The organism is Paenibacillus sp. NMA1017 (assembly GCF_058895805.1).
Window position 1 is genome coordinate 970,127 of the sequence record NZ_JBZXYR010000001.1, and the last position, 26,776, is coordinate 996,902.

The following is a 26,776-nucleotide window of genomic DNA, read 5'->3' on the forward strand; positions in this document are numbered from 1 at the left end:
GTTCATCTGCCCCTTTTAAGACCAAACGGCGGGCGAAGGTGTTACACTGTCCACATTCAGCAGCTCGCGGCACAGATGACGAATTTCCCGCTGATAAATCGGTGAACTAAGCAGTAGCTCACGGTGCTGCATCTGCTTCCATGAAGGTATATAGGGTAACGCTCCGTTTAGCTCCATGAAGTCACGAGGTAACGAGTTGATCATAGTTCCCATATAGCGGTTCACCACAAAGCTGGTTTTGCATATCATGTCTTCAAGCCCTTCAGGCTGCGTGGTTTCTAAAACATCCAGCCATAATCCGCACTTGTGCATGCTCATTAAATCGTCTGCCAGCAGCCAAATCAGCTTATGACTAGCTTCAAGCACGGCTTGAGCCCGATCACCTTTTTCAGAATCGCCATCTACGATCACTACATCATACTGTCCACTTTCGGCAACCGTTCGAATCAACTCTTTCGCTTCATCACAAGTCATGTCCGTCAGCTCCTTGCGATTGTAGACAGGCTGAAAAGTATCCGCCTGAATTTCAGGGCGACGAACACAATAGGCTGCCACAGATAATGGAGTGTCCTCACTCCCTTCTGCCTTGAGATCATAGAGCAGCCTGGATAGCCCTTCTCCTTCTGCTCCGCTAGCACTGCCTGAACCAGTGAACAATGAGCTTGAATCCACCGTCTCCAGATTCAGATAGAATACCGAATATCCCTCATTCCCCAGCTGTTTGGACATATTGAGTGCGGCCGTTGTCTTGCCCAGTCCACCGGAAGCTGCTACCATGCCGATAATCATTCCACCTTCCCGGCTGTTTACACTTTTCCGACCATTTGACTTCTGTCTCGCCGTTTCCAAAATAAAACCGACCAGCTCAGATAAAGGCTGATATTTTAATAAAGGCTGTCCATATTCGCTCACTTGCTCTCCCTCATGCAATACCAAACAAGGAATATCAGCAGCTTCTCTGTCTGTCCATAGATTCAAAAAAGAAGTTTCACCCACCACCACATCCGGTCTTTTCATTCCGCCGGTTTCCATCATGTATTGATGAAATGCCTCCGGTTGCGAAAAAGCCGTTATTCTCAGCCTTCTGGCGTACTCGCTTCCGTGAACATAATTCAGCAGCGGCTCAATATAATCCCGGCCTTCTACGGCCAATACCACTTTCACTGGAACCATAACGCTCATCCCTTTCCCTAACACAACAACGCAAAAAAGCACCGTTCATCCATCCGTAAGTACATACGGTTGGTGAACGGTGCTTCCGTCACGTGCAATCTATTTACTGGTAGAATAGCATAGAGCTTATATTAGAGCAAGTATTTTTTGTGCAAGTATCTTCCAAAATACTCATTTTAGGAGAAGGCGGGCAGTCTAGCCCCGCCTCCTACCATCTTCATCTTAGTAGAATTTGTGGTGACGACGATGACAGTCATGATGGCGATGATGGCGACGTTTCTTGCAATGACATTTCTTATCAAAATCTTCATGTTTCCAGTGATCACGTTTGAATTTAGGTTTAAACTTAATGACAGTCACCTTAATGATCTTCTTAAAGACACGTTTTTTTGGCTTTGGAAAATGACAATCATGCTTACGATGTTTATACATTCAAATTCGCCTCCATTTCTTTGAGATAGAATATACTATGGAAGCAGCGAACCATCGGTAACCAGCATATGACTATTTATGAATTTACTAGGCGAATTAATGATCTACCTCCAGCTTAATATCTGGATCATAATCCGCCACAATTAGAACATCCATATGACGTGCTTGACGGAGAATCCTCGGCACAACCGCAGCCTTACCCCAACGGCTACTTCGGGAAGACTGCCCCACGATGAGCTGCGTACCTGAATATCCTTCCACTGGAGCAATCAAAATGTCGGCAATCTCGCGTCGGCTGGAAACAAGCCGTATCTCAAAGGTTCCCCCCAGTCGGTGGGTCAGCAACTTTAGTTGTTCCAGACGAGGGTTCAGTCTCTCCGGTATACGCTCACCGACATGAGCATAAGTCACAATCCACACAGCCTTCAGACGAAAGGCAATGCGAAAACCACGGCGAATCAACCTTTCAGCATTTTCGCTTAGCGTCACGCCTACGAAGATTACTTCCTCCCTGCGCCACGGTCCCCGAAGTGATTCGTGTCGATCCCAGGATTCCAGCCGCTCATCTACGTCATCTGCCAATTCCCGCAAAGCAAGTTCACGCAACGCAATCAGATTGCCCAGTTTAAAAAAGTGGCTAAGTGCCTGTTCCACCTTCGCAGGATCGTATATCTTGCCCTCACGCATACGCTGCTGTAACGATTTAGGAGCCACATCAACAAGCTGCACTTCATCGGCCAGACGCATCATATGGTCGGGAACAGTCTCTCTCACTCGTATGCCAGTAATCTGTTCTACCGCATCATTTAAGCTCTCCAGATGCTGTACATTCATTGTGGATATCACAGAAATCCCTTGTTCCAAAATGGCGAGCACATCCTCATAGCGCTTGGATCTCAGACTTCCTGGGACGTTGGTATGCGCCAGCTCATCAATTAGCACCACCTCGGGATTGCGCCTGAGAATAGCTTCGGTGTCCATTTCTTCCAAGTGTGCGCCATGACGCTCGATGGACTGACGAGGGATCATCTCCAGAGGGCCTACCTGGGCCAATGTTTCTGCTCTTCCGTGCGTTTCCAGCAATCCGATAACCACATCGATCCCGCTCTCCAGCAGATCGTTTCCCTCTCTCAGCATCGTGTATGTTTTGCCGACCCCCGGAGCAGCGCCAATGTATACCTTGAGCTTGCCTCGCAGGATTTTGGCTGCCTCAGCCTGTGCTTCCTCAACGCTCAAACGATGATACGGATCATTCTCTTCTACCTCCTGTCTCATCGTTGGTAAAATTCGTTCCCCCTCCTGCTCGGCTCGGTCCGCAATCAGCAGTAGATCCATATTTTTCATTCGTTTTAAAATCCCGTTCACTAGCGATCCTTTCATCAGCTCCTGCCACGGAGTCTGCCGAGAATGCCCCATAACAATTCGGGTAACATTGTGCGTCACCGCATAATGAATCAGTTGACGAGGCAACCTTCTGCGGGAAAAAAGCGGGATTTCTTCAAATGTTGATCCGATCTTGTCAGCCAATTGCTCAATTGAACGCTTAAAGGCTGCTGATTCCTTGGACAGCTTGCGATTCGAGCTGACAAAGGAGACTACTAGCATATCTCCACCCAACCGCTTGGCGACCTGTTCCCCCCTGCGTACATAAATGGACCCATTCCAATGATATTGGACAGGTACCAAAATACGCTCTGCGGCTCCTGACGCCCCGTGCAAGCCTAACTCCTCCCGGTGCCGTTCCAGCGAATCATTCACATCCTCTGCTACCAATCGCAAGGCAAGCTCACGCAATTTACCCAGATTTCCCCGGTGAAACATCTCAGGATTGGGCGCATGCATGTAGCCTTTCGCCAGCCGTTCCAAAATCATCTCCGGGGTGGCATCAATCAGACGAATTTCATCCGCCAGCTCCAGTGTATTAACCGGAACCGTATATTCCGCCTCAAAGCCTGTCAGCTGATATACCCACTCCGTAATTCCTTCGAGTTCATAAACATTGACCGTCGTAATGACGCTAATTCCCTGCTCCAGCAAATACCGAATATCCTCCAGCCGTGTTGGGAATGGAGCGTCTTTCCGGTTATGATGTGCCAGATGATCCACCAGTACCACCTCGGGATTTCGCGCCACCAAAGCTTCCACATTCAGATCCTTTTGCTCCTCACCATCTTTTATCCAATGAATACTAGGCACGCGCTCCAACGTGCCGACCTGTTCCACGGTCACAGGCCGCTGCATGGTTGAGACCGCACAAATCACAACATCAATACCTTCATGCTGCAGCGATTGTCCCTCCTGCAGCATATGATACGTCTTGCCCGATCCACTGACCGCACCCATGTATATTTTGAGTCTGCCTCGATGCAGCTTGTTAATCGAATCCAGTATTTCCTCTGGTGATTTACGTTTGAAGCTCTCCACTTTCGTTCCCCCCGTAGCGTACCGATTGTTCCGTCCATTCTTATATGGTTGTAATGAATGTACTCCCGTGTCCCAATCAATTCAAGATGATCAATCAAGCTTGCCCCCAAAAAAGCCGCACAGGGTAGCATAAGCGCAAAAAAACGTGCATTCAGGTCTCTTATGCCTGAATGCACGCTATTTTGGGTAACTCATATGGGATCACTTCCTACAATCACTTGCTATCTTCGCCAACGATCCCCCGTTGTTGAATTAACTTTTGCCATACCACACCGTGAGACGGGGAAAAGAGAAAAGCCAAAAGCAGCAACACACCCGATACACACAGCATACATGCCGCAATAGAAGCATCCAATACACTTGCTGTGTAAAAGCCTGCGACCGAGCTGATGGCTCCAAGACCGACACTGTATACAATCATACGGGACAACTTCTCCGTCAGCAAATAAGCGGTAAGAGGCGGTACAACGAGCATGCCAACCACCAGAATTGCGCCCACGCTCTCAAATGACGCCACCGTCGTTAGCGAGACGAGGCTCATCAGCAGATAATGAAAAAAAACAACTGGAATGCCCAACGAAGCTGCTAATGCGGGATCAAAGGAAGTAATTTTAAATTGCTTAAAAAAGCCCCCTATCACGAGCAAATTGATCAAAAACATCGCGCCCGTAATCCACACAGCCCTGGGACCGACATCGAAGCCGGCTATTTCTAACGTATTCCACGGCACATAAGCAATTTCCCCATATAAAACGTGATCCATATCCAGATGGACATTGGAAGCAAACACGCTGACCAACAAAACACCGATAGCAAACAATGTCGTAAACACTACCCCAATGGCAGCATCACTTTGCAGACCGCTTTGTTGGAATAGCTGAATCAGGTACACCGTTAGAAGACCCAGCACAGCCGCACCAAACATCATCCACACCGAATCCCTCGACCCGCTGATGAGAAAGGCAATGACAATCCCCGGCAGTACCGCATGACTGATTGCATCACCGATCATAGCCATTTTTCGAAGCACAAGAAAGCACCCAACGATACTACATCCCCCTGCCACTAACATTCCCGTCAAAATTACATAAAATGAACTCATAGGGCACGCTCCTCCCTTGGCTGTGTTCCGACTGTCTGCTCCAGACTTTTTCTGGCGTTCAACCGAACAATAGCCTTGGAGATCATCCCGCGCTGTGGCGCAAAAATCAAGCTCACTCCAAACACCACAGTGGCACACAACACGCATAACGGTCCTGTAGGCAGATTTTGTCCCAAAGAGCTAATGAGCGTCCCACCAAGGCCTGCTATAGCACCAAACAAGCCTGATAGGCACACCATGACACCCAGCTTCTCTGTCCAGTATCTTGCCGACACAGCTGGGGTAATCAGCAGAGCAGCCATCATAATGACACCCACGGCCTGAATGCCCGCAACCACGGCAATGACAATCAATAGCATCAACAACTTATCCAGCAAACCTGCCGGAAAACCAAGTCCGCGGGCAAATCCTGGATCAAAGCTGAGCAACTTAAATTCCTTGAAAAATAATATACATATTCCGATGAGCACCACCGAAATTACTGCCATCGTATAGACATCAGACAATACCATTGCCGCAGCTTGACCAAATAAAAATTTATCCAATCCGCTTTGGTTTCCTGCGCCACTATGCTGGATCTCGGTCAACAACATAATGCCGAAACCAAAAAATACCGACAACACCGCTGCAATCGCCGAATCGCTTTTAATTCGCGAATACCGGGTTAACGCACTGATGGCAAAGGTCGCAACAATCCCTGCAATGGCGGCCCCCATCATAAATCCAAACACGGATTTTGTACCTGTGATCATAAAAGCCACACATACCCCCGGCAAAGCCGCATGTGCCAAAGCATCTCCCATGAGCGACTGCTTGCGCAAATACATAAAACTGCCGATTACCCCGCTGCTTAAACCGAGCAAAATGCAGCCCAGCAAAATCCACTGCATGTTCGGGTCGGTCAAAAGCGTTGCCAAGCTTGTCATACTGCTCACCTCACTCCGATTATCGTACCGGAATCCGGGCTTGTTTTGAGTATACTCAGACGCCCGCCATACGTACGCTGCAGATTTTCCTCGGTAAAAATATCTGTCGTCTCTCCAAACGCCATAAGATGCCCGTTCAACAGCATAACCTGATCAAAATAATCCGTGACTGTAGATAAATCATGATGAACGACAAGTACGGTTTTACCCTGCTGTTTCAGATCGTTGAGCAGCGAAATAATGGCTTTCTCTGTTGCAGCGTCCACACCGACAAACGGTTCATCCATAAAATAAAGCTGAGCATCCTGCGCGAGTGCTCTGGCTAAAAAAACACGTTGTTGCTGACCGCCAGACAATTGACTAATCTGCCTGTCTGCATATTTGCTCATTCCAACTTTGTCCAAACTCTCCATCGCAGCCTGACGATCTGCTGCACCCGGACGCTTAAACCAGCCCAATCTGCCATACCGTCCCATCAAAACAACATCCAATGCATTCGTCGGAAAATCCCAATCCACCGACTCCCGCTGTGGTACATAGCCAACCTTAAGCAGCTGTTGCTTATAGGGCTTGCCGTAGACCAGCACCTCGCCCCTAAGCTTTGGAATCAATCCAAGCGTTGCCTTGATCAGTGTAGATTTTCCAGCCCCGTTCGGGCCGATAATACCAATCAGCTTGCCTTCCGGCACCTCAAAGGAAACATCGAACAAAACGGGCTTTTTTTGATAAGCTACCGATAAATCACGAACGACAAGTGGTGAATGCCCCATGTATCTTTGCCTCCTTATTTAAGAGCTTTAACAATCGTATTGACGTTATGCTTGACCATTCCGATATATGTTCCATTTTCTGTGCCCTCTTCACCCATGGCATCCGAATACAGCTCGCCACCAACCTCAATTGTATGACCTTGCTGAGCGGCCCCCTGAATAACCGCATCTATGGCCTTTCTCGGAACACTAGATTCTACGAATATAGCCTTGATTTTATGCTCCACCAAATAATCTCGCAGCTTGGTCACATCTTGAGAACCCGCTTCTGATTCTGTGCTCATGCCTTGAAGTCCTCTCACTTGAATGTGGTAGGCATCTCCGAAATAGCCGAAAGCGTCATGTGCCGTGACAAGCACGCGCTGGGCTTCCGGTATACTCGCAATCTGCTCCCTCGTGTAATCGTCCAGCTCTCGTAGCTCAGTAAGATAGGCTTCTGCGTTGGCCTTATACTCCTCCGCATGAACAGCATCAAGCGCCGACAATTCATCTCTGACGGTTTCTACCGCAGACATCCAATTCTGTACGTTAAACCAGATATGTGGATCATGCTCAGATCCCATTTCTGGGCTACCTGCACGCAACTGATCCTGAGTGATGTTTTTGGACACGGGTATGACGGGTTTTTGCTTACTGATTTTCTCCAGAATGTCCTGCATTTTTCCTTCCAGATGCAATCCGTTATAAAAAATAACATCGGCCTGATCCAGCTTGCGCATATCTCCCTGAGAAGCCTTGTACAAATGCGGATCAACGCCTGACTTCATAATTCCCGTGACCTCCACATGATTACCGCCGACCTTGCCGACAATGTCAGAGATCATACCGATGGTAGCCGTAGCCTTTATTTTTTGTCCCGCCTCTCTCGCAGTTCCCTGCTCCTTCTTCTTAGCATCGGTACATGCAGTCGCTAGAACCAGAGCTAGAGACAATACTCCAACTGTCGTTACCCAGCGCGGCAAAGCCTTCTTAAACTGCTTGTTCACGTTTTAAAATCCTCCTTTGAATTTCGTTTTGGGACAAACTATTTCCTTGATTCAATTATTTTTTATCAATACTATATTTTAGAGTATACACTAAAGTTTTTACCTAGGGAAACATTTTAAAAAATATAATTCTTATGTATTTCGTTATACCGTTCGATTTTCGTTCTCCCAATGTGTAATATATAGAAGATATCCAGTCGTTAAACCAAAGAATACATATAAAGAGGTGCAGGTCATGGAGCCAACAGGATACAGCCCTTATCGGAACAAACGTCGGCAAGTTCGGATACAAAAAATACTGCTTATTTTTATACTGGTGTGCTGTCTGCTTGCCCTAACTTCCTGTGCTCGAGGTGACATCCATGTAGATGTTCATCTCGATCAAAGTGTAGATATGGATGCGACGTTCAGCGTGAACAACCAGACACTGATGATGTTGGACAATCCCGGGCTGCTAGATCAATTAGTCAAGCGTATTCAAAGCAACAATGTAGATGTACAGCCGCTAGCTGAACAGGGAAGAAAGGGATATCAAATCAAGGGGCATTATCAAGGAGATTGGAGCACAAACAAAAAAAATCCCAGTCAGGGATTACATCTACCTGAGGGATTCGAAATAAAGCGCGCTGTGAGCCAACATTTTTTCACAACGAATATTGATCTTACCATGAAGCTTGATCTACCACGGATGCTTCCTGAAGAAGCTCAAGGACTGAGTGACAAATTTAAGCAAATGAATGTGTTTGCGCGCAAATTACTGGAGCGGCAGCTGGATCTTAATTTCAGCCTATCCTTGCCCATCCAACCTGCTACCCATAATGCGGACCGTGTGTCGGAAGACGGAAAAACACTGTATTGGGACATTGCTCCATTGGAATCTAACGAGCTAAAATTGTCTGTTAACGTACCTAATGTACGACATATCGTATATGTAGCTGTTACGAGCCTGATACTGATCGTGATCGCTGTGATCTTACTAATTCGTAGACATCGCTCCAAAAAAGAAACTTAAAAAAGAAACTTAAAAAAGCAACTAAAAAAATCGTTGTCTCATTTCTGGTGGGGGGATCTGACATTGATCCTCTTCATCCTTGCCAAACCAACGATATCGGTTACGCGCCACCCAGTTATAGACAGCGTTGCGCACAAAGCGGGGAACCAGGATGAACACATAGGCCAGCGGGTATGGAAAACGAAGACGTTTGGCAATTCGCAAAGCCGCGGTGGACCTTGTATAATACGTACCGTCTTCAATCAGTACGAACGTATCCAGCTGATCTGTAGATAGTCCTCCTGCACGTAAAAGTTCTTGTCCTACCTCGGATTGCAGGGAACCAAAATGAAATTTCCCTTTAGGGTCACGCTTGATAATAAAGCGGGCAGCTCCCTGACAAAAGTGGCATATCCCATCCACCAACACAATGGAATGATCTGAATGAGCATGATCAGTATGGTTCATAAATGCATTTCACCTCCAGAGAAATCAACGGCATGAATACCAGCAACGCAACCATATGAATATAAACAAAAAAACGCCGAAATTATCCGACGCTTGTTTAGAAATGTATAGTCTTTACCTGTTCGAAAAACTAGCTCAATGCTTTCTCAAACAGCTGTTTCGTATTAATTTGCTCTAAAAACTCCTCATGAAACTTATCCATACACTTGCAGATAAAATCCTTATGGCATACCGGGCAAGGCGTCGTTAGCAGTCGACTAATATTCGTCAAGGTCCACTCCGGATGACGTTGAGAAAAAACGCGGCACTCCGTTCCATCGGCCAAACTCATTTTAAACTCATAAAGCCCTTCTTTTTCGTTGCTGCCAGCCAGCGTGAAATTAACAATATTCGGTCTGTAAGACATCATATCACCCGTATTTTTCAAATTTGTTTCGTACCTGATGACCAGAATCACCTAAGCCATCTTAATGAATTTTGGCGATGATGTCAAATGGTCGCAAATCTCAGCGAATCAATATCTATGTGCAAAAGCCACCGATAAATCGGCAGCCAGAGTGTAAAAGTTATAGAAATGCAGTTAAATGACATTAAGCTCGACATCAATGTTACCACGTGTTGCTTTGGAATACGGACAAAAATCATGCGCTTGGCGTGCCAAATCTTCGGCCTGAGCGCGTTCAATACCGGGTATTTTCACATCCAGACGTACCGCCAGCTGGAAGCCGCCATCGCTTGGGTCCTTGCCGATAGATACATGGCTGGTGACCTCAACATTGTCCACCTTCACCTTAGCCTTCCGGGCCACATTAGCCAATGCGCTCTCATAGCAGGCACCATAGCCTGCTGCAAACAATTGCTCCGGATTCGTAGCTTCTCCACCTGCCCCACCCAGTTCCTTCGGTGTGCTGAGCTTATGCTTCAAAACCCCATCGGATGAAGCGACTGAACCGTCTCTTCCACCATGTACCGTTGCCGATGCTGTGTATAATGCTTCCATGATTTCATCTCTCCTTCTCTATATCATTTGTTTTCCGCAGGAATCTATCGTCATGTTAATACATGATTTCCTTCTCGTATGTACTTTAAACGAACTACACAAAATGAATCATTTGAAATATGGATGTTAACTATTGCATTACCGTTTAATTCCACCTCATCGTGTTTACACTATATCGTATAAGCTCCTAACTTGAAATGTTCTCCCCAGGGCTATCCGCGGAAGAAATTGAGGAACTGGCTGCACGGCTCTCCCGCAATATTTAAAAGATGTAATTTACAAAAATCCAAAACGACCAAGCTGCTCCCCTCTGAGCGATATAGCTTGGTTTTTCTATTGTTCAGCTTTATACGATGGTCATATTGCTTCAAAAATACGATTAACTTGCTTGACCACACAACAGTTGCACTAGACAAAAACTATTGTGGGTGTACAATAGGGATAACACAATCGTTATGTCACTAATAATATATTTCAACATCAATAAAGAAGGTGAAGCGTATGAAAAATACAAAGGGCAACTTCGCGGAAATCGCTTCACTGTCGGAAGTGAAGCGTTCCTTGAGCGTCCCGAAAGACGGGACCTGGTTTCGGAAGTTTCTTGCCTTTGCTGGACCCGGCTATATGGTCGCAGTCGGCTATATGGACCCCGGCAACTGGGCCACAGACATCGCCGGCGGATCGAAATTCGGCTACACGCTGCTTAGTGTCATTCTAATCTCCAACCTGATGGCCATCCTGCTACAAGCCTTATCTGGCAAGCTTGGCATTGCCACTGGTAAAGATTTGGCTCAAATGTGCCGTGATGCCTACAGTCGTCCTGTCGCGATCGGCTTATGGCTCTTGTGTGAAATTGCTATTGCTGCCATGGATTTGGCCGAGGTCATCGGTTCAGCCATTGCGCTGAAGCTGCTGTTTGGTCTACCGTTACTATACGGAGTCATCATTACCGCATTTGACGTTATGCTTATTTTACTGCTACAAAACAAAGGCTTTCGGGCATTGGAAACACTCGTCATTGTGCTGATGGCGACGATTGCCGGCTGTTTTGGGATTAATCTCATTTTGGCACAACCGGAATGGGGCGGCGTATTGGGCGGCTTTGTACCAGACTCGCAAATTTTGACGAATCCAAGCATGCTGTATATCGCCATCGGTATTATGGGCGCTACTGTAATGCCGCATAACCTGTATCTGCATTCTTCTATTGTACAAACTCGCAAATTTGAGCAGACTTCAGCAGGTAAACGGGAAGCTATTACATTTGCAACTTGGGATTCCAGTATAGCGCTGATGTTCGCTTTATTTATTAATGCCGCCATCTTGATCGTGGCAGCTGCTGTATTCCATACGGCAGGAAGAACAGATGTAGCCGAAATTAGTGATGCCTATTATCTGCTTTCGCCATTACTGGGAACCACACTGGCGAGCATACTATTTGGGGTGGCGTTACTCGCCTCAGGGCAAAATTCAACCGTAACAGGCACTTTAGCCGGACAAATCGTGATGGAGGGCTTTTTGAATCTTCGTCTCTCACCTTGGTTGCGTCGTCTGGTGACCCGCCTCATCGCGATCATTCCAGCGGTCATCGTCACTGCTATCGCAGGTGAAAAAGGTGCAGAGGAACTGCTTGTGCTAAGCCAGGTCATCCTGTCCATCCAGCTTCCCTTTGCCATCATTCCATTACTGCTCTTTACCAGCGACAAAAAGATTATGGGTGAATTCGCAAATAAAATGTGGCAGAAAGTACTAACCTGGATCGTGACCGCTGTCATTATCATCTTGAATGTAGTGCTCATTGTACAAACGATTTCAGGTTGACAGACTGTTTGGATGTAACCAGTAAAAAAGAGGTATTCCTGGAGCCAAAATAGCCATGGAATACCTCTTTTTATCGTTTATTTTTCTAATATGCTTAGAATCAACGCTGCATTCTGTTCAACAAATGTAGCATCAAGCATGCTTTCATGATCTCCATACCCACCACAAATGGAATACTCCCCAATTGTAGAATGCTCCCACATTTGGATATCTCCACGGATATGTTTACTTTGACTCTGAAGAGATTTAATAACATGAATATGAGCCGCAACTTGTCCAGAATTCATTAAATTATCCAAATAAGCATAATATCTTTGAATCTTCTCGCCAACATGGAGATGAAAAAAATCACCTTCACTTTGTAGTTGTGGATATTTTTCTAACATAAGATCTACCGTTTCTTTTGCATATTTACGACTCTCCTCCGTTGTAAGCCGCTCTGAATTTATTTCTGTAATGTAAAATGAGTCCAATAAAATGAGCTGGCGAACCTTATCTCCCTGTTTTTCAAGGGCTTTTGTAATCTCAAAAGCCAAATTGCCTCCTGCTGAAATCCCTAGAAATACATAAGGTCCCTCAGGCTGAACTTCTTTTATAAGGCGGATATATTCTACAATGAGACGGTCCTGTTCAATCTCAAGAAAATTAAAACTATACAATCGATAGGAACTTAGGAATTCAGCAAGCCTTTGATATACAACCCCTAGAGCCACTACCGGAGGGAAACAAAATATGTTCCGGTCTCTTTTTCCCTGTGGATTAAACAACATTCTTTCGTTAGAAAGGTCACTAATCTGTGTCTCAGATGAAGAAACTAGGGATGCCAATTCTCGAATAGTCGGTGTCACAAAAATCTGCCGAATCGGAAGTTCTATTCCGTGCCCTGTAGCTAGTCTCGCCACAAATTTAATTACACTTGTCGAATCTACCCCCAGTTCAAATAAAGAATCGTCCACGCTAATGGAACTATACTCCAAAATCTCTTCCCAGATTCGTACCATAATGCACTCCATCTCCGTCACTGGAGCTTCATATTTCTTTTGAAATATGGTTTTAGCTGATGGCTCTGGCAGTGCTTTTCGGTCCAATTTCCCGTTAGGTGTCAAAGGAATTTGATCCAGACAAATATAATGGGTGGGCACCATGTAATTTGGCAATGCACGACTAATACCTTCTTTAATATCCTGAATGCCCAAGCTTGGTTGGGTCACAATATATGCACACAGTACTTTATTTCCTCTTGAATCAGGAGTATACAAGACCACTGCTTCTTTTACTCCAATAATTTGAAGAATCTGATTTTCAATTTCGCCAAGCTCTACACGATAACCACGGATTTTTACTTGCTGATCGTTACGTCCCAAAAATTCAATATATCCTTTTGAATTCAGGATTCCCTGGTCTCCAGTGCGATACAATCTTCCAAAATTCGGATGATTAAAGAATGAAAATGCCGTTTCTTCTTCTCCATGCAGATAACCTTTCGCTAGGCCAACACCTCCAATGTATAGCTCACCTTTTACACCTACTGGACAAAGTTCCTGATCATAATTCAATACATAATAAGTTTGGTTAGCTAATGGCATTCCGTAAGGTATGGAGGCCCAATCTTCATGAACTTCATAAACAGGATAATAAATGGACCAAATAGAAGCCTCTGTTGCCCCACCCATACTTACTACATTCGCGTGAATGTATTGTCTGCGAATTTTATCCGGTAGACTCAGAGGTATCCAATCTCCACTAAGAATGACCAAACGCAAAGAAGTGTTTTTCTTACGCGCTCCAGACGAGCGATACATACTATCCCAGTAATAGCCGCTTTCCTCTTCTTCTCCAAGCACATGATTCAACATCAAGTCCATTATAGCTGGCACGGAGTTCCAAATTGTAATTTTATGTTCCTCCAGTGTCTTGGCGACTTCTGTAATATTACGTTGATCATCAATAAGCACTAAAGCCGCTCCAACCGCTAACGCTCCAAATAGATCATAAACCGATAAATCGAAACACATGGATGATAATCCAATAATACGGTCCTGCTCATTCACATTGAATTTACGATTAATATCCTGCACCGTGTTAGCTACTGCCCCATGTGTAACAATGACCCCTTTAGGTTGGCCTGTACTGCCTGAAGTATAAATTACGTAGGCTACATCATCAGGATCACGTTCGACCGGGAGAGCTTCACCAGAATAAACTGCTAAACCTTCCTTAACGTATAGATCCGGTTCCAACTTTAATTTACAACCACTGTGATCCCTAATATATTCACGACGTTCCTCCGGATAATCAGGATCAATCGGCACATAAGCCGCTCCGGCTTTCAATATACCTATTATATTCACAATGGTTTCAATACTCCGATTGGCTAATACACTAATAAAATCACCACGACACACGCCATGTTCATGTAAATAGCGGGCCACCCTATTCGAGCGTTCATTTAACTCCTGATAAGTGATGTGGCTGTTCTTATAAATCACTGCAAATGCCTCCGGCCAACGCACAACCTGCTGTTCAAACAAGGAATGGAGTGTAGAGCTTGGAATTTCTTCACAAGTATCATTAAAAGCTGAAATCAGATGATGATTTTCACGTCCCCATGGGAACCTATTACCCGCATCTGAGCTTAAGGAAAATTCCAGCAGCATAAGGTACTGGTCAAACATCGCTTTAATTAATTCCGAATCAAACAATTGTTCAACATAATCCCAAGTGATTGTGAGTCCGCCATCTACTTCCAGAACCTGATAATCTAAAAAAACTTGAGAGGTTTGAGAAACCGCTGTCTTTACATCCCCCATAAAATAAATAGACTCATCTGTACCTTTCCCTGTATCCAGTAACATGCTTGTGAATACAATGGGCATCGCTGCCTTATGAGTTTCAGCACCACGTTGACGTATTATCTCTCTGATGAATTGGATTCCGTCGTAGTGCCTATGTTCGAGCGCCTCCATCAACAAGTTTTGCACGGATTCAGTCTGTTCCCAGAAAGATTTTCCTCCTTCAAGCGTGATGTCAAGTAACATAACGGATGTAAAGTCCCCTATCATCTTATATACATCTTTATGAAATGGATAACGATTAAAAATAGTACAATTGAGAGCCAATTGGGATTGATTACTCCAGTATGACAACACTTTGGCAAATACAGTACACAGCACTGCAGTTGGTGTCACGTGATTTTTTTGTGAAACTTGCTTTAGCTTTTCGTAAAGCTCCCTATTGCAGTGTTTGGTTACCCTTTTGAATCGCGGTTGTACAATCAGGCTCGGTGAGGAAACATACGGTAAAGCAGGAGGATCAGGAAAACATTCCAGTTTATCCATCCAATATTGCCGATCCCTTTTATATATTTCCGAGGATTTGAAACCCGTATAAGCCATCATGTAGTCTCTGAAAGTAATGTCCACACCTTCCAAATCTAAATCTGGATCATGATAAAATTTCATAATTTCCTGATGAATGAATTGAAAGCTTGCCCCATCCGTTATTAACATGTCATAACCGATAAAAAGGTAAAACATTTCTGCAGAACATTGATAAGCCTTATACTCAAATAGAGGCCACTGATCGGTCTTGAAAATGTAGTGAGACATGCGCTCTCTTTCCGCCAGTATTCTCTGTTCCTGGGCTTCCTTGGAGAGATCCTGTATCGGGATAACCTCAATATGATATTCCGGAACATAATCTAATATTTGTTGCTGTCCGCTCGGCAGGATAATCGTTCGCAACATAGCATGACGTTCAATAACTTTTTGCAGTGCTCGATTAAACCGATCCATATCCAATGAAGTTTCCAACTCAATATATACATGTGTCGACACTCCACCCATTTCAAAATGGTCTTCGCGTCCCATCAGATAAGCCATCTGCACATCCGTTAACGGAAACGGTTCATACATATGTTCTGGATCAGGTATTAACTCCGGATACACAATGGCCTCTTGTGTGTCTACACCTTCCTTGATCCGTTCCGACAGCTTCTCTATGGTATAATGCTGCAGAAAGTCTCGTAGATTCAAATCGATTCCCATTTCCCTGCTTATTCTTGTTCGGATTTGCACCATCAGAATCGAATTTCCACCCAATTCAAAGAAATGATCATGGATTCCTATTCGTTCGACGCCCAATACCTCTTTCCATATTTCCGTCAGTTTCTGCTCTGTTTCATTACGTGCTTCTTCGTATTTCGAATCCATTTGCTGCTCCACATTCGGGATCGGCAGCTCTCTTCGATTTACCTTGCCATTAGGGGATAATGGTATTTTCTCCAGTTCCATATAATATGACGGCACCATATAATTCGGCAGTTCCCGTTGTAAATATATTCGCAGTTCCTCTGGGGTCACTTCCTCCTCATCTGGAACATAGTACGCACATAGAAATACGTGATTGCGATCATCCCTTTGTTCCATTACCACTGCACTTTGGATGAATTCATGTGCCAGCAGTCGTCCTTCAATTTCCCCCATCTCTACCCGGTACCCCCGGATCTTGACCTGCTGATCCTTCCGTCCCTGAAATTCGATATAACCTGCCGGACGCCATACTCCATAATCTCCGGTTCGGTACAATCGGCCCAGTTCTGGATGTTCCACGAAGGATTCGCGGGTTCTCTGTTCATCATTCAGATAACCTGCTGCAAGCCCCATCCCACCAATGTACAGTTCCCCTTGTACATCCGCCGGGCAAGGCTTCAGCTCATAGTTCAGTACATACACCTGCTGGTTCGCCAGCGGTCTACCATAAGGTACCGAGGCTGTCTGTCCATTCCATTCCCTGATTGGGTAGTAGATGGACCAAATTGAGGCTTCTGTCGCTCCTCCCAGGCTAATCACTTCTGCATGCGGGCAATGTCGTTTGATTTTCTCTGGCAGCTGTAGCGGTATCCAGTCCCCGCTAAGCAACACCGTTCGAATTCCATCATTGTGAAAGTCAGCCGTGACGCTGGCGAGCACCATTTCCATAATTGCCGGTACAGAATTCCATAGGGTGATGCTCTGATGCTCTATCGTGTAGATTACATCTTCCACATCCCGCTGATCGTCAATCAATACCAATGCCGCTCCGGCTGCCAAGGCACCGAACAGATCATATACAGACAGATCGAAACACATGGAGGACAAACCTATCATTCGGTCGTGCTCATGGATGCCGAATTTATGATTTATATCCTGAATCGTATTGGCTGCTGCTCCGTGTGTTGTGATTACACCCTTCGGTCGGCCTGTGCTGCCCGATGTATAGATCACATATGCCACATCGTCCGGATGATCATCCAGCGGAAGTGCTTCGTCAGAATATCCTGCTACGCCGGCTGTATCGTAAAACGCCGGTTCTACAGTCAGCTTACATTGACTGTGCTCGTGGATGTAGTGGCGTCGTTCTTCCGGATAGTCCGGATCCACTGGCACATAAGCTGCTCCGGCTTTTAAAATACCTATAACGTTAGCAACAGTTGCTATACTCCGACTCGCCAATACACTAACATAATCACCACGACATATACCCTGCTCTTGCAAATAACGAGCTATTTGATTCGAACGTTTCTGCAGTTCTCCATACGTAAGGCATTCATCCTTATGCATTAACGCCACTGCTTCTGGAGTACGTGCTGCCCGCTCCTCGAACAAACCGTGCAAGGTAGTGTATGGTATCGGTTTCTCTGTATTATTGTAGCTCTCCATCAACTTCGTTTCTTGTTCAGTAATTCTCATGCAATTAGTATTCAGAGTTAATGTATCAATATATTGCTTGAACATTGAATGAATTACATTTTCATCAAATAGTTGCTCAACATAGTCCCAAACGATTCTCAACGAACCATTGTCTTCAAAAAGTTGGTGATCCAAATACACTTGAGACGTCTGTCCGGCCCCCATTTGTATCTCACCTAGTTCATACCAACTAACTTCGCCTCTTTCTTTGCTCCCCAGCAGCATGCTTGTAAAAACAACAGGCATAACAGCACGATTACCATAATTATGGTATTTAGATATTTCCCGTATCAATTCAATACCATCATAATGCCGATGCTCAAGTGATTCTAAAAGGCGTTCCTGGATCCGTTTAGCTCTCTCCCAATACCCTTTCTCGGATCTGAGATCAATTTCTATTAAAATTACGGAAGTAAAATCCCCAATCATGTCTTTTACGTCTTGATGAAACGGCAGTCTGTTGAAAACGGTCAAACTCACGGCTAATTGAGGCTGATTACTCCAAAAAGCCATCACTTCTGCATAAGCAGTAAGAAGAGCGGCTGTAGGCGTTATATTGTACTGATACGCCTGCTTTTTAATTTTCTCCCAGGTTTCTCTATCGATTTCTTGCTCCAGACGGCAAAAACGAGGCTTAGTCACACCGGACGGATCCGCTTTCAAAGGAAGTTCCGGAGCTGAAGGAAAATCCTCCAATTTATTCAACCAATACAGTTTGTCCTTTGTATAGGTTTCCGAATTTTTAAAATGCTGCAATGCCAAAATATAGTCCCTAAATGTGCTCTGTAACTGTGATGGCGTCCAATTTGGCTCATTATAGAATTTAACCAGCAGCTTCCCGATCAGCTGAATACTTGCTCCATCCGTAATCAACATATCGTAGCTGACAAACAAATAATGAATTCCTTCAGATAATTTAAAAGCTTTATATTCAAAGAGCGGCCATTGGTCTGTTGGAAATACATAATGAGACATTCGCTCTCTTTCTGACACTATCCGTTCTTGTTGCTCAGACGAACTCATATGGGTAAGGTCAACCACTGTTATTCGATATCCCGGTACATTCTCCAGAATAACCTGCTCTCCGGTAGGAAATACGACTGCGCGCATCATGGGTTGATGTTTAATGACCTGTTGTAATGCACAATTAAGTCTGTCTAAATCAAAGTCTGTTTTGATTTCAGTATATCCATGCGTTGACACTCCACCCAGCTCAAAATGGTTCTCGCGTCCCATCAGATAAGCCATCTGTACATCAGTTAGCGGAAACGGCTCATACATATGTTCCGGATCAGGTGTTAGCTCCGGATACACGATGGCCGCTTGTGTATCTACGCCTTCCTCGATCCGTTCTGACAGCTTCGCTATGGTATAATGCTGCAGAAAGTCTCGTAGATTCAAATCGATTCCCATTTCCCTACTTATTCTTGTTCGGATTTGCACCATCAGAATCGAATTTCCACCCAATTCAAAGAAATGATCATGGATTCCTACTCGTTCGACGCCCAATACCTCTTTCCATATTTCTGTCAGTTTCTGTTCTGTTTCATTACGTGCTTCTTCGTATTTCGAATCCATTTGCTGCTCCACATCCGGGATCGGCAGCTCTCTTCGATTCACCTTCCCATTAGGAGATAATGGTAGTTTCTCCAGTTCCATATAATGCGACGGCACCATATAACTCGGCAGTTCCCGTTGTAAATATATTCGCAGTTCTTCCGGGGTCACTTCCTCCTCATCTGGAACATAGTACGCACATAGAAATACGTGATTGCGTTGATCCCTTTGTTCCATTACTACTGCATTTTTGATGAATTCATGTGCCAGCAGACGTCCTTCAATTTCTCCCAGCTCTACCCGGTACCCCCGGATCTTGACCTGCTGATCCTTCCGTCCCTGAAATTCGATATAACCTGCCGTACGCCATACGCCATAATCTCCCGTTCGGTACAGTCGGCCCAACTCTGGATGTTCCACAAACGATTCACGGGTTCTCTGTTCATCATTCAGATAACCTGCCGCAAGCCCCATCCCACCAATGTACAATTCCCCTTGTACATCCGCCGGGCAAGGCTTCAGCTCATAGTTCAGCACATACATCTGCTGGTTCGCCAGCGGCCTGCCATAAGGTATCGAGGCGGTCTGGCCATCCCATTCCCCGATTGGGTAGTAGATGGACCAAATCGAGGCTTCTGTCGCTCCTCCCAGGCTAATCACTTCTGCATGCGGGCAATGTCGTTTTATTTTCTCAGGCAGATGTAGCGGTATCCAGTCCCCGCTGAGCAACACCGTTCGAATTCCATCATTGTGAAAGTCAGCCGTGACGTTGGCGAGCACCATTTCCATAATAGCCGGTACGGAATTCCAGAGGGTGATGCCTTGATGCTCTATTGTGTAGATGACGTCTTCCACATCCCGCTGATCGTCAATCAATACCAATGCCGCTCCGGCTGCCAAGGCACCGAACAGATCATATACAGATAGATCGAAACACATGGAGGACAAACCTATCATTCGGTCGTGCTCATGGATGCCGAACTTATGATTGATATCCTGAATTGTATTGGCTGCTGCTCCGTGTGTTGTGATTACGCCCTTCGGTCGGCCTGTGCTGCCCGATGTATAGATCACATATGCCACATCGTCCGGATGATAATCCATCGGAAGTGCCTCATCAGAATATCCTGCTACGCCAGCTATATCGTACAACTCCGGTCCTACAGTCAACTTACATTGACTGTGCTCGTAGATATAGTGACGCCGTTCTTCCGGATAGTCCGGATCCACCGGTACATAAGCTGCTCCAGCCTTCAAAATACCTATAACATTAGCAACGGTTGCAATACTCCGGCTTGCCAATACGCTAACATAATCACCACGACATACACCCTGCTCTTGCAAATACCGGGCAATCTGATTCGAACGTTTCTGCAGTTCTTTATACGTGAGGCATTCATCCTTATGCATTAAGGCCACTGCTTCTGGAGTACGCGCTGCCTGCTCCTCGAACAACCCATGCAAGGTACTAGGCGGTACAGCCTTGTTCGTATTGTTGTATAATCGGATAGCTTCCTCATTCTCTATTTCGATTTCCAGATTTGAGGAATGCACAGCATTTAACAAAAGAGAATCAATGATTTGCGTAAACTGTCTGAACATACCTCCAATCATTTCTGGCGAAAACAATTCCTCTACATAATCCCAAAATAACCATAATTCATCCGCTACTAACGTAGCCTGAAAATCAATATAAACCTGTGAGGTTTGCGTTATTCCTGTTTTCAAGTTTCCTAATTGTTCAAGACCGGGTATGCGTTCTGTTTTATTTTCAGAAAGCACAGAGGTAAAAACATATGGAATTACAGCCTTTCCATGTCTAATTCCATGATGTCTCACAATATCCCTAATAAACTCAACACCCTCATAGTGGCGATGCTCCAATGCATCAATTAATACAGACTGAACATCTTTGGCCTTTTCCCACAATGACGTACCAGGTTTAAATGAAATGCCCAACAGCAGGTTTGATGTAAAGTCACCCACAATATGTTCTACCTGTTCATGAAAAGGGTAGCGATTGAAGACCGTAAGATTAATGGATAGGTTTTCCTGATTCCCCCACATGGAAAGAAGATATGAATAAATGGCCGCGAGCAAAGCAGATGGGGTCACTCCATTTTGTAAAGCCAACTTTTTTAAAGAAATCCACTGTTGTTGATTGTATATCTTCTCTTTTCTTTGAAATTTTGGTGCTGTTATTTGTTCTGGGTTACATTGTAAAGGGAGAACAGGTGCTAATGGAAAATCTTCAACTTTATTAAGCCAGTATTTTCGGTCCAGCTCATAAATTTCAGAATGCTTCAAATCTAAATAAGCAAGAACATAATCGCGGAAGCTGAAGTCCAATTGGGGCAATTCGGCATTCGGATTGTGATAGAAATACATCAGATCACGACCGATAATATCCATACTTGCTGCATCAGCAATGAGCAAATCCCTGCCCATACATAATAGATACTTATTATTCTCAAGCTGAAAAGCCTTGAATTCGAACATCGGCCACTGTTCAGGAACAAACACATGGTGTGACATCCGGCTTCGCTCCAGATGAATTCGTTCCTCTTGTTCTCTTCTTGTCAGAAATCGAAGATCTTCTATAGCCATTTGATACTCAGGCACGTCTTTAAGAATAACCTGCTCGCCGCTTGGCATGATTATTGCTCTTAGCATCGGGTGTCTCTGAATGACTTTATTCAAGCATTGATTAAAACGCACCATGTCAACGTCAGTCTCCACCTCGGTATATACATGAGTGGACACGCCGCCCATTTCAAGCTCATCATCTCGACCTAGAAAATATGCCATCTGAATATCAGTTAACGCAAAAGGAGCGTTTATTTGTTCTAGATCGGGAAGCGCTGTCGGGTATATTTTTCCACTAAGCTCTCTTGTCCCAGATGTTACACAATGATTGATAATTTCCAGGAGATGATTCTTGAAATTCAGGGCAACTTCGATTAGTGTATCTTCATCATATTCATGCTTGTTGTATATAAAAGAAATTCTTAGCTCGTCCTCCATGACTGCTGCCGTTATATCAATGGAATAACTTCGCTCTGATTGCGGATCAAGCATTTGACCTTGAGACATATCAGAAAGTGTAAAAACTCCCTGATCTATACTTTGGGAAAACTCACCTAAATAGTTAAAACAAACTTCAGGACGAAGTTTCCACTTCATTACTTTATTGTGTTCCAGAGCAGTAACATATCTTAATAAACCATATCCGATCCCTTTTTTCGGGATTTGGCGCAATGTTTGTTTTACATGTTGAACCGTATCCTGCACAGAACAAGATGGCGGAAGATCAATTAATACAGGATACATTGTTGTAAACCAACCGATCGTCCGGGAGACATTAATACCAGGGACTATGTCTTCTCTCCCATGTCCCTCCAAACCGATAAGAATCTGGGTGTGATCTGTCCAATCTCGGAGTGCACTCCCTAATGCAGCTACCAATATATCATTAATTTCCGTATTGTAAGTCTGATTGGAATGACGAAGCAAATTGTCTGTGTCCTGCTTGGATAGTTGCATGTTTATCGATCTCGTATCCTTGATAAAATTGGTTGAACATGTGTGATCCTTAGGCAGAAGCTCAATATGCCGCTGATCCATATTCATCCAGTATGGAATCTCATCAAGTAATACCGGACTGTTCGCATACTCTTCTAGTGCACTAGCCCAGCTCTTATAGGAAGTTGTTTTATACGGTAATGAAGGCTTTTCTCCAGAACTAAGCTGTTTATAAACCTGTGTGATATCTTCCAACAATATTCGCCAAGAAACACCGTCGATTACCAAATGGTGCGCAACAATAAGGAGATGATCCCCTTCTATGGTTTGGAATAGTCCCAATTTCAGTAGGGGACCTGTAGTTAAATCCATACTCATATGAATCTTTTCTGAAAAATTTGCGATACAATCCCTTACATCAAAATCACTTGATAGATCTACAACTTGCAACCAAGCTGATTCTTTCATTTCCTGATTTGTTTGTACAATAGAGTCTTCCTTGCTTGCATACACCATACGCAGAGCATCATGATGATGAATAATATAATTCATTGTTTCTTGAAGGATGTCAGGTTCAAATCCTTCTTTTCTATACAACATAAAGGACTGATTCCAATGATGCTGTTGTATCCCCTGATGTTCAAAAAACCACTTTTGAATAGGTGTAAGCGGAACGATCCCCTCAACAACACTCTGATCAACAACTTTTGTTTGTACAGTTAACACCTGAGTTAATTGTGCAATCGTCGGATTCGCAAAAATATCCTTGATTCCGATATGCACATTATGACGTTGTAAACGTGATGATACTTGAATGGCTTTGATAGAATCTCCTCCGAGCGCAAAAAAATGGTCATAAATGCCCACTTTTTCTACCCCCAGCACTTCTTCCCATATCTCTGATGTCACAGTTTCAATATGATTTCTTGGTGGTGTGTAGCTAGCAGATACCTTTAATTTGATGTCCGGTATTGGTAAATTCCTACGATCAATCTTTCCGCTTTGCGATAGAGGAAATCTGTCTAACTTTATAAAATAAGACGGCACCATATAATCTGGAACGCATTGGATAAGATAATCTTTTATGGAGTTTTCATCGATAGATCGAGACTCCATAATATATGCGCATAAATGTCCATTATTTTCGGCATCCTTATATACTGTGACTAATGCCTGCTGTATACCTGGATATTGATGTAGAACGTTTTCTATTTCTCCAGTCTCAATCCGATACCCACGGATCTTAATTTGAAAGTCTTTTCTCCCCATATACTCAATATTTCCATCACTCATCCACCTTGCTAAATCGCCTGTTTTGTACATTTTTTGACCCGCTCTAAATGGATCTCTTACAAATTTCTCTTCAGTTGCTTCAGGAAGATTCACATATCCTGCTGCTACGCCTGTACCTGAAATACATAATTCTCCTGCTACACCAACTGGCTGTAATTGACCATCCTGGTCTATAATATGCATTTGAATATTATCGATCGGCTTGCCGATTGGTATGGAATCCATCTCAAAATCAGAAGGACAATCAAAATAAGAATCATGTATAGTGCCTTCAGTCGGTCCATATAGATTAGCGAAAACAATGTTTTTATCTCTTCTCCAGCCATCGTTAAACCGTTGAACATGCCTGCTTGTCAGTGCTTCTCCACTGGTAAAAACTTTTTGTATAGACGATAAACGCTGAATATGTCCCTCTCCATATTCCAAATAGTCTAAAAATGCATGTAACATGGATGGAACAAAGTGGATTACAGTTACTTTTTGTTGTTCAACTGTTCGGATTATGCTCTCAGGATCTTTTTCAGCTCCAGGCTCCAATAAACATAGGGTTGCTGCGCCCTGAAAATACCACCAGCACAATTCAAACACGGACACATCAAAAGTGTAAGATGTTTTTTGCATGATAATGTCCGCTTTTGTGATCGAATACTTTCGTTGCATCCACAACATATTGTTGACAACGGACCGATGCTGAACTATAACCCCTTTTGGTTTGCCGGTAGAACCTGATGTGTACATGATGTAAGCTATGTCATCAGGATTATTAACACAATTTAGATTGGTGTCATCTTCGTTACCAGACAAGCTTACATCCATAAGCAGGATTTCTGTTCCAAAATCCGAGAGGCGTTCGTTCCATTTGGTCTTTGTTAAGACAAGGTTAGTTCCGCTGTCTTGCAGCATATAACGAACCCGCTCTTTGGGATAATCGAGATCGATAGGTATATAAGCACCACCAGCCTTATGAATAGCAAGTATAGCTATGATCATTTCAAATGATCTTTCAACCATTATTCCAACGCTCCGATTACTACCTACCCCCTTACGTCGTAGTATTCTGGCTAATTGATTGGCACGTTTGTTAACCTCTTCATAGCTCATTTTTTTTTCACCCAAGATGAGGGCGGTTTTATTAGGATAAGCTATAGCTCTATCCTCAAAATATTCGTGTAAACATTGCTGACCAGAAAAAGCCTGGTCTGTGTTGTTGAATTCTGTTAATATGCGTTTTTTTTCATCTGGCGTGAGAATTGAAATATTTCTAACAAGTATATGTGGATTTTCAGTGATGGCAGTAGTGACCGTACGAATATGTCCGGCAACCTTTTGCATATCTTCATTCGAATAGAAAAATGCATTATACTTTAAATATACAGATATTTCTTCGGAGGGGATGATAATGATATTGAAATCGTAGTTTGTCTGGTCCTTTAAATCAAAATCATAGATTTTCAACTCATGGACATGCTGTCCGTCTAATAAATTGAATTCCAAAGGCACATTTTCAAAAACTACAATATGATTAATTAAATTCTCTTTCAATGGCGTAGCCGCTTGTATCTTCATCAGAGGATAATGACTATGCTCTTGGGAGTCAATCATTTGCTTATGGATGAGTGTCAACAGGTCTTCAAAATGGATATCTTGCTCAAAATTTATTCTTACTGGATTGGTATTGATAAATATTCCGATCATTTGATCGATTCCGGAAACCGCTGCATGCCTTCCTGAAACGACTGTTCCAAAAACCACATCATTGGTATTATTATATCTTTTTAGCACGATGCTCCAGATTGTTTGAATAACAGCATTCATCGTTACACGATAGGCAAGTGCCAATTCTTTAAGTTTTTTAGTCATTTCCTGATTGAAGGTAAACTTAACTTGTTCCTGCAAGTAGCCTTCCTTTTTCTGTTTCGGTTGCCATGGTAGAGCAGTGGACTGTTCAATCCCCTCTAAATACTGGTTCCAGTATAAACTTGCAGCATCTTGATCCTGCTGTTTAAGCCACTCGATATAATTTTGAAAAGAGTGGATTTCCTTTAGATCAGGTGATCGTTGCGTAGTTAAGGCACTATATATTTCAAAAAGCTCTTGTACTATCGCACTCAAGCTCCAACCATCTACAATAATATGATGAAAGCTTAGCAGTAACCGGAAATGTTGTAGATTCGTCTGAAATACAGCAAGCCGAACAAGCATTTCAGCAGTTACATCGAAACCTTTCATTTTTTCCTCATCGGCATAATGAGAGATATATTCCATTTGGCAGTCATTATTTTTTTCAGTTAAATCCTGAAAAACAATTTTATTTTCCAGATGGTCTACGACCATTTGAATGGGTCGCTTTGCTTTATCAACATTAAAAAGGGTACGGAAAACATCATGTCGCTGTACAAGCAATTGCATACTCTTATTCATAATATCTAGTGAGAGAGCCCCTTCCACACTGAAAAAAAGCTGAACTACAAAATTACCCTGATTTTCTTCACGCAATGTATGGTATAGAATTCCTTCTTGCATCGGTGTTAGCGAATAAATCTTTTGTAAAAGTTGTTTAGACGACATGACTAGTTTCCTCC

General features: G+C 43.9%; 12 protein-coding genes. 2 read left to right on the top strand and 10 right to left on the bottom strand.

Annotated features, from left to right (window positions below; translation table 11 throughout):
- Positions 1-15 precede the first annotated feature (15 nt).
- The 6 genes from AC5ELV_RS04545 to AC5ELV_RS04570 form a co-directional block, all read right to left on the bottom strand.
- Positions 16-1,173: a P-loop NTPase family protein gene (locus tag AC5ELV_RS04545; RefSeq protein WP_493429276.1), complete on the bottom strand. Its 1,158-nt coding sequence runs from the start codon at positions 1,171-1,173 to the stop codon at positions 16-18.
- A gap of 528 nt (positions 1,174-1,701) precedes the next feature.
- Complete coding sequence (locus AC5ELV_RS04550) at positions 1,702-4,029, bottom strand: histidine kinase (RefSeq protein WP_493429277.1); 2,328 nt, start codon at positions 4,027-4,029, stop codon at positions 1,702-1,704.
- A 214-nt stretch (positions 4,030-4,243) separates the two neighbouring features.
- Positions 4,244-5,131, bottom strand: a complete 888-nt coding sequence (locus AC5ELV_RS04555) for a metal ABC transporter permease (RefSeq protein ID WP_493429278.1) — start codon at positions 5,129-5,131, stop codon at positions 4,244-4,246.
- Positions 5,128-6,057, bottom strand: a complete 930-nt coding sequence (locus tag AC5ELV_RS04560; protein ID WP_493429279.1) for a metal ABC transporter permease — start codon at positions 6,055-6,057, stop codon at positions 5,128-5,130. Before AC5ELV_RS04560 ends, AC5ELV_RS04555 begins: the two co-directional genes overlap by 4 nt.
- 5 nt (positions 6,058-6,062) lie before the next feature.
- Positions 6,063-6,827, bottom strand: coding sequence for a metal ABC transporter ATP-binding protein (locus AC5ELV_RS04565; RefSeq protein ID WP_493429280.1), 765 nt, complete (start codon positions 6,825-6,827; stop codon positions 6,063-6,065).
- Between the two features lie 14 nt (positions 6,828-6,841).
- Positions 6,842-7,813 (bottom strand): metal ABC transporter solute-binding protein, Zn/Mn family, encoded by a 972-nt coding sequence (locus AC5ELV_RS04570; protein ID WP_493429281.1) that lies wholly within the window; start codon positions 7,811-7,813, stop codon positions 6,842-6,844.
- A 235-nt stretch (positions 7,814-8,048) separates the two neighbouring features.
- Here AC5ELV_RS04570 and AC5ELV_RS04575 point away from each other — a divergent pair, with 235 nt between their 5' ends.
- Complete coding sequence (locus AC5ELV_RS04575) at positions 8,049-8,825, top strand: DUF3153 domain-containing protein (protein ID WP_493429282.1); 777 nt, start codon at positions 8,049-8,051, stop codon at positions 8,823-8,825.
- A 21-nt stretch (positions 8,826-8,846) separates the two neighbouring features.
- Here the strand turns inward: AC5ELV_RS04575 and AC5ELV_RS04580 are convergent, their stop codons facing one another.
- The 3 genes from AC5ELV_RS04580 to AC5ELV_RS04590 all read right to left on the bottom strand — a co-directional run bounded on the left by AC5ELV_RS04580 (position 8,847) and on the right by AC5ELV_RS04590 (position 10,272).
- Complete coding sequence (locus AC5ELV_RS04580; RefSeq protein WP_493429283.1) at positions 8,847-9,272, bottom strand: thiol-disulfide oxidoreductase DCC family protein; 426 nt, start codon at positions 9,270-9,272, stop codon at positions 8,847-8,849.
- 130 nt (positions 9,273-9,402) lie between these two features.
- Positions 9,403-9,729, bottom strand: coding sequence for a hypothetical protein (locus AC5ELV_RS04585; RefSeq protein ID WP_013309265.1), 327 nt, complete (start codon positions 9,727-9,729; stop codon positions 9,403-9,405).
- A gap of 123 nt (positions 9,730-9,852) precedes the next feature.
- A complete protein-coding gene (locus tag AC5ELV_RS04590; protein WP_013309264.1) occupies positions 9,853-10,272 on the bottom strand; it encodes an organic hydroperoxide resistance protein in 420 nt (139 codons plus the stop codon).
- Between the two features lie 501 nt (positions 10,273-10,773).
- Between AC5ELV_RS04590 and AC5ELV_RS04595 the strand changes: the two genes are divergently transcribed.
- Positions 10,774-12,093, top strand: a complete 1,320-nt coding sequence (locus AC5ELV_RS04595; protein WP_493429284.1) for an Nramp family divalent metal transporter — start codon at positions 10,774-10,776, stop codon at positions 12,091-12,093.
- A gap of 77 nt (positions 12,094-12,170) precedes the next feature.
- Here AC5ELV_RS04595 and AC5ELV_RS04600 read toward each other — a convergent pair whose 3' ends face one another.
- Entirely contained in the window at positions 12,171-26,762 is a 14,592-nt protein-coding gene (locus AC5ELV_RS04600; protein ID WP_493429285.1) for a non-ribosomal peptide synthetase, read from the bottom strand.
- Between the last annotated feature and the right edge of the window lie 14 nt (positions 26,763-26,776).

Bases quoted from the DNA above. Each gene is read 5' to 3' on its own strand.
- AC5ELV_RS04545 (WP_493429276.1), bottom strand. From the start codon at position 1,173: ATGGTTCCAGTGAAAGTGGTATTGGCCGTAGAAGGCCGGGATTATATT.
- AC5ELV_RS04555 (WP_493429278.1), bottom strand. From the start codon at position 5,131: ATGAGTTCATTTTATGTAATTTTGACGGGAATGTTAGTGGCAGGGGGA.
- AC5ELV_RS04560 (WP_493429279.1), bottom strand. From the start codon at position 6,057: ATGACAAGCTTGGCAACGCTTTTGACCGACCCGAACATGCAGTGGATT.
- AC5ELV_RS04565 (WP_493429280.1), bottom strand. From the start codon at position 6,827: ATGGGGCATTCACCACTTGTCGTTCGTGATTTATCGGTAGCTTATCAA.
- AC5ELV_RS04575 (WP_493429282.1), top strand. From the start codon at position 8,049: ATGGAGCCAACAGGATACAGCCCTTATCGGAACAAACGTCGGCAAGTT.
- AC5ELV_RS04580 (WP_493429283.1), bottom strand. From the start codon at position 9,272: ATGAACCATACTGATCATGCTCATTCAGATCATTCCATTGTGTTGGTG.
- AC5ELV_RS04590 (WP_013309264.1), bottom strand. From the start codon at position 10,272: ATGGAAGCATTATACACAGCATCGGCAACGGTACATGGTGGAAGAGAC.
- AC5ELV_RS04595 (WP_493429284.1), top strand. From the start codon at position 10,774: ATGAAAAATACAAAGGGCAACTTCGCGGAAATCGCTTCACTGTCGGAA.
- AC5ELV_RS04600 (WP_493429285.1), bottom strand. From the start codon at position 26,762: ATGTCGTCTAAACAACTTTTACAAAAGATTTATTCGCTAACACCGATG.